Origin of the sequence: Planococcus sp. CAU13 (genome assembly GCF_000775575.1) — a bacterium.
Classification (GTDB): domain Bacteria; phylum Bacillota; class Bacilli; order Bacillales_A; family Planococcaceae; genus Planococcus.
In genome coordinates, this window is the sequence record NZ_JRGN01000087.1 from 1 (window position 1) to 6,312 (window position 6,312).

Below are 6,312 nucleotides of genomic sequence, written 5' to 3' on the forward strand. Positions count from 1 at the left end.
GCTCAGGCCGCTCCCTGCGGAAAGCGTCTGCCTGGAGAGAATTCATCATTTTACAAATAGTTCACTCATCCTTATATAGAAGAAAAAATCCCGATGTCACATACTAGAACATCAGTCCCATATTGTGGCGCAAGCTTTCTTCTTATGCGACAATGTGGTATATTGTAAAAATAATAATGGGTTTACTAAAGGAAGATTTCGATAATGAAAATTGGTATCGTAGGAAACTATGGCAATAATAATAATGGCGATGAAGCGATTCTGGCTGGCATCATAGAGCAGCTTGAGGAATTCTATAATATTCCAAAAAAGAACATTGTTGTCTTCAGCAATAATCCGCCGCAGACATCCAATCGTTTTGGAGTCAGCTCATCGCCTCTATACTATAAAAGGTCTTCTGCAACATTGACGTTCATGGAGACCATCAAAATGAACTCTCCACTGATCCGGGAACTCGACTTTCTCATCATCGGCGGTGGGGGTATTTTAATGGACTTTTATAACCGGGAAGCCCAATTATTCGGCTCATACGGCATGATGGCGAAATGGGCGAAAGTTCCATACATAATCTACAGCTGCGGCGCAGGCCCGCTGAAGTCCACAATTGGAAAATGGTTTATCCGCCAGTTGGCCGGAAACGCGAAAAGCGTCTCTGTCCGTGACCCGATCTCCCGTAAATTACTGAAATCGATCGGCGTTAAACGCCACATCGAAGTTGTGGGCGATCCTTCATTCGCACTGGATCCATTGCATTTAAAAAACAGAAGCCCGGTTCTCAAGAAAATCGGTGTGACGGTGGTGCCTTATTATAATCTGGCGTACTGGCCGGAAGCGGACCACATCAAATACGATAATTACGTGCTGAGCATGGCGACCAATCTGGATAATTTAATAGAAGAACAGGATGTCGAATTGACTCTGTTCTCGACAAAGTATCCGCACGACGTCGATGTGACCATTGACGTCCACAAGCGCATGGTCAATCAGGACAGAGTCGAGATCATCCGCGACAACCTGACACCGCAGGAATTGATTGAAATCAGCGCGGAGCAGGACCTCGTCATCGGCACCCGTCTGCATTCCGTTTATCTGGCGGTCAATGCGGAAACACCGGTTGTCGCTATCGCATACCACCACAAAGTGCGCGATTTCATGAATATGGCAGAGCTCAGTGAGAATTGTGTGCGAATCGAAGATCTGATCAAAGACGATACGCTCCTGTCGAAAAAAGTCGGTGCCATCAAACACGACTGGCTGGGCACCAACGCCCGTGCTGTCGAACTGGCCGCTGAAATGAAGGAAAAAACGACATTGGGCCTTGATCAGTTCATTCCGGATTTAAAGGTGAAGGTGAAGGCATGAAACAGATTGTCGTAGCGAGTAATATGTATCCTTCTGAAAAGCACCCGACCTACGGCATTTTTGTCCGCAACCAGGTGGAATTGCTCCGTGCAAATGGTGTGGATGTAACGGTTCTCGCCAATGCCAATCCGGATAAAGGGAAAGTCAATCTGCTCCGGAAATACGCTGGCTGGTTTTTCAGATATATGAAATATGTATCCGCCAACCGGAAAAATATTTCGGTTGTGCATGCGCATTATATTTTCCCGACAGGCGTCCTTGCGATGCTGTCGAAAAAACTTTGGAATATTCCATACGCCGTCACGGCGCACGGCGGCGATCTCGATCAGATGCCGAGTAAAAGCCCGATGATCCGCAATCTGACAGCCAAAATCCTGAAGAATGCGGATGAAGTCATTGTGGTGGGTGAGGCGCTGAAAGAAAACGCGCTGGCGCTGCAGCCGATTCCGGAAGACAGGCTCCATATCATTTCCATGGGCGTCGACACGGAAATCTTCAGGCCGCTGCCGGCTTCGGAAACGATGGGTCTTCCTGTAACAGCGGAAGGACCGGCAATTTTATATGTGGGCAACATCATCCGCGCGAAAGGCCTGCTCGAACTGGCGGATGCTTTTAAGGAAGTTCAGAAAAACTTCCCGGAAGCCGCGCTTTACTTGATTGGCTCTCGAAAAGATACTGCGTTTACAGAGAAGCTGAACAATAAAATCGGTGAACTCGGTCTGCAGAACGTTCATTTCATCGATCCGCAGCCGCAGGCAGAAATCAATCGGTGGATGAATGCGGCGGATGTATTGGTGCTGCCTTCGCATATCGAAGGTTTCGGGCTCGTGGCGCTGGAAGCGATGGCTGCCGGAGTGCCCGTTGTCGGTTCGGAAGTGGGAGGACTGAAATTCCTGCTGGCGGAAAAACGCGGCGTGCTGTTCGTAAAAGGCGACCACGAAGGACTGGCGGCAGGCATACAGGCTGTTTTGACCAACAAAGAAACTCATCTGGACAAAGAGAAAATCCAGGAAGCCGTTCAGGAACACAGTTTCAGCACGATTGCTGCCAAACTCCTGCGCCTTTATAAAGGGATGGGTTCTTCAAATGACTAAGATAAATATTTTAAAAGCGATTGGGACTGTAGCGGTTATCAACATTTTGGCCAGGTTACTCGGTTTTATGCGCGAATTGGCGATCGGATACCAATTCGGCACGAGTGATGTGGCTGATTTGATAATCACCGTTTATACAGTACCCAATTTTTTGTATATCGTCATAGGCGGCGCAGTGACGACCGCCTTCATTTCCATCTACATGTCAGTCAGCGATGACAAGGACCGTTTCCTCGGTGACTCGCTGAAATTCATCGGTATCGTCGCGTTGATCCTGACGGCCGGTGCTTTTGCCGTACTGTGGATTTTCCGCGGCGCGCTGTTCAGCAGTTATATGGAAGAAAATGAAATGCTGCTGAACGGCTTATTGCTGTGGATGATTCCGTCCACGTTCTTTTTGATCATTTCCACGTGGATGAACGGCGTGCTCAACAGCCGTCAGAAATTCGGTATTTCCACTTTTTCATCGCTGATTTTTAACCTCATCTTTTTGGTGGCGGCAGTGGCCCTGAGCTTTGTCATCGGTCCTGTCGCATACGGAATCGGCGCGTTTGCCGCTGCCATTTTTATGGTCTTTTATTTAAACCGGTATATCGGGCTGAAAAAAATACTGGCGCCGGTCAAGCGACTGAAACTGACACCGGAAATCAAACGGATGGTGTGGCTGGCGCTGCCGATCATTCTCGGCGGTGCAACCATTCAGTTCTATTTCCTGATCCACCGGTATTTCTCACTTCAGCTGACAGACGGCTTTGTGTCGGCTGTAAACTATGCATCCAAATTGACGCAATTCCCGCAGGCGCTGCTGATGACGATCGTCACGACTGTCCTGTATCCCCTGATTGCAAAAGGAGTAAAGCAGGGCGACAGGCTATTTGTCTCTTCCGTTTACTTCAGAGGGCTGCGGATGCTTGGTCTGCTGCTCATCCCGACTGCTGTTTTCCTGTGGCTATTCGGCCCCGAGCTGGTGGAAGTCGTTTATGAGCACGGCAATTTCACGGCCGAAGCGACAGCCATGACGGCGCCGCTGCTGCAGATATTCGGCTTATCCTTGTTTTTCATCTCGGCAAATATGTTCATGACCCGCTTTTTCTATGCGCATGAAATTTCGCTGACGCCGGTCATCATTTCCATTGCGTCCGTATTCGGCGTCAACGTGCTCGTCATTCTCACTTTCATTGGCGAATACGGCGCTTCGGCCATCGCCTGGGCGACAGTCGTCAGCAGCGCTTTCCAATTTGTGCTTTTGCTGGTGTTCTCTTTCCGTCTTCTCGGTTTGAAATCTGCAGAAAAAGCCTGGCTGCTTAAGGATCTGCTTTTATTTGCAGGAATTTTAGCCGCGGCCTTGCTGTATGACCGTTCCGTTTCATTTGATTCACCGTTCCTGACAGTGGGTGCAGCGTTTGTGTTTATTATCCTGATATTCTTTTTAGGCATTAAGTTACTGAAAATCAATTTAAAAGCAATTCTTAACAAATAATTTACGCAAATTGTGCAAAATTTATGATAAAATGGAATCGAATGACTGTTCGCCGAGTTCAGTACATAGAGGAGCAGCAGTTGCTCAAAAAAAACACAAGGGATGGTGTCTAATGAAAGGGAAAATGTTCAAATCAGCTGTTGTTGCCGCTCTGGCAGTCAGTGCGATCGGAATCCAGTCTCCAATGGCAGCAAATGCGGCAGAAGGGGATTTCAATCTGACGATCATGCACACGAATGACACGCATGCAAATCTGGATAATGTCGCAAAACGCGTGACTCTCGTCAACCAGATCCGCACGGCAAACCCGAATAACCTTTTGCTTGATGCAGGGGACGTGTTCTCAGGAACGCTTTACTTCAATGCTTTTCAGGGACAGGCTGATCTGGAGTTCATGAATTTGATGAAATATGATGCCATGGTCTTCGGTAACCACGAGTTCGACCTTGGCGGAAGCGAGGAAGGTCACGCGGCGTTGGCTGAATTTGTCGGCGGAGCGGATTTCCCGTTCGTAGCGGCAAATGTTGACTTCTCGAAAGACGCATTGTTTACGGGTCTCGAAAACAATACGTATACGGCAGAATACAGCAACGGTGAAATCTACAACGGCATCATCAAGGAAATCGACGGCGAGGAAGTCGGGATTTTTGGTCTGACGACTGCAGAAACTGCTACACTTGCAACTCCTGGCGACGTTTCCTTCACGAATTACATCGAAGCGGCAAAAGAAGCGGTAGCGGCTTTTGAAGCAGCGGGCGTAAACAAAATCGTCGCTTTGACACACATCGGCTTTGACGATTCAGCGGAAGTGGACAACGACAAGCTTCTGGCTGAAGCCGTTGCAGGCATCGATGTAATTGTCGGCGGCCACACGCATTCAAAATTGGAGGAGCCGTTCGTCTACACAGGACGCACAGCCCCGACAGTAATTGTACAGACTGGCCAATATGGTGAATTCCTGGGCCAATTGGATGTAACGTTCGATGCGAACGGCGTCATCACAACCCATGACGGCCAATTGCACGAAATAGCTGCAGCTGAAGCTAATGCGGCTGCTGCTGAACTGCTTGTTCCTTATGCTGCTGAAATTAAAGAGCTTAAAGAACAATCCACTGGCGCTGAAGCTTTGGTGCCGTTGAACGGAACAAGAGGACTTGGCGGTGTCCGCACTTCCGAGACGAACCTTGGAAACCTGATCACTGACGGTATGCTGGCAACTGCTCAGAAAATCGACCCATATACAGTGATGGCTGTACAAAATGGCGGAGGTATCCGCTCTTCGATTGATGCAGGCGATATCACAGTGGGCGAAGTCCTGACGGTTATGCCATTCGGAAACGCATTGGCAATCATGAACATCACAGGCGCAGAACTGGTTGCGGCACTTGAGCATGCGGTAAGAAACTATCCTGAAGAAAACGGCGGCTTCCTTCACGTTGCAGGCATGTCGTACAATTTTGACCCTGCAGCTCCTGCAGGCTCCCGAGTGACAGAAGTATTCGTTGTAACACCAAATGCCACTGTGCCTCTTGACTTAAGAGCAAGCTATAAAGTAGCGACAAACACTTTCACTGCCAAAGGCGGAGACGGCTTTGAATCATTCGGTAAGGCTTACGAAGACGGCCGTGTAACTGAGCCGGGCAACATCGATTATGAAATGTTCATTGAACACATTACATCTCTTGATGAAGTGAACCCGCAAACCGAAAACCGCATCAACCCGATTTCCGCACCATTCACTGATATCTACAGAGACTGGTCGAAACAATATGTGGATGATCTTTATTTCCGCGGCATCATCAAAGGGACAACACCTACGACATTCTCGCCGTACCGCTCTTTGACGCGTACGCAGGCAGCTTCCCTCATTGTCCGCACGTTGGGTCTGGAGACTGAGAATGTAAAAACAGCACCATTTAAAGATCTTGCAAAAGTTCCTGCAGCGACTCAAAAAGAAGTCAATGCCGCTTATGCAGCAGGTCTTGTAAAAGGCAGCAACAACAACTTTATGCCTGCCAGCAACGTAACACGTTCACAATTCGCGCTTATGCTGAACCGCGCGCTGGATTACATCGGCTATGACTACGAAATGGATAAACTTGCGCCATTCAAAGACATCGCTAAATTGGATGCAGAAACTAAAGAAGCCATCACGATGCTCTACGATTATGAAATCGCAATCGGTATCGGCCAGGACTTCCTGCCACAAAACTCTACTTCACGCGCTCAGGCTGCGAAAATGCTGTCTGTCTTCATCGCGAACTTTGAAGAAGTGGAAGAATAAGAATAGGATTACAATAGAAACCGCTGGAAGCAGATTGCTTCCGGCGGTTTTTTTGGGTTGGCTCGGGCGGCCGTCGCCGCCCCCTGGGCAGT

General features: G+C 48.6%; 4 protein-coding genes. All 4 read left to right on the forward strand.

What is annotated here, in order from left to right:
• Positions 1-204 precede the first annotated feature (204 nt).
• A complete protein-coding gene (locus KW93_RS03940; protein WP_033541671.1) occupies positions 205-1,362 on the forward strand; it encodes a polysaccharide pyruvyl transferase family protein in 1,158 nt (385 codons plus the stop codon).
• The gene (locus KW93_RS03945) at positions 1,359-2,456 is read left to right on the forward strand and encodes a glycosyltransferase (RefSeq protein WP_033541672.1); all 1,098 of its coding nucleotides are present in this window, start codon (positions 1,359-1,361) and stop codon (positions 2,454-2,456) included. Before KW93_RS03940 ends, KW93_RS03945 begins: the two co-directional genes overlap by 4 nt.
• Entirely contained in the window at positions 2,449-3,936 is a 1,488-nt protein-coding gene (murJ, locus tag KW93_RS03950) for a murein biosynthesis integral membrane protein MurJ (RefSeq protein ID WP_033541673.1), read from the forward strand. Before KW93_RS03945 ends, murJ begins: the two co-directional genes overlap by 8 nt.
• 112 nt (positions 3,937-4,048) lie before the next feature.
• Positions 4,049-6,220: a 5'-nucleotidase C-terminal domain-containing protein gene (locus KW93_RS03955; protein ID WP_033541674.1), complete on the forward strand. Its 2,172-nt coding sequence runs from the start codon at positions 4,049-4,051 to the stop codon at positions 6,218-6,220.
• Positions 6,221-6,312: the final 92 nt, after the last annotated feature.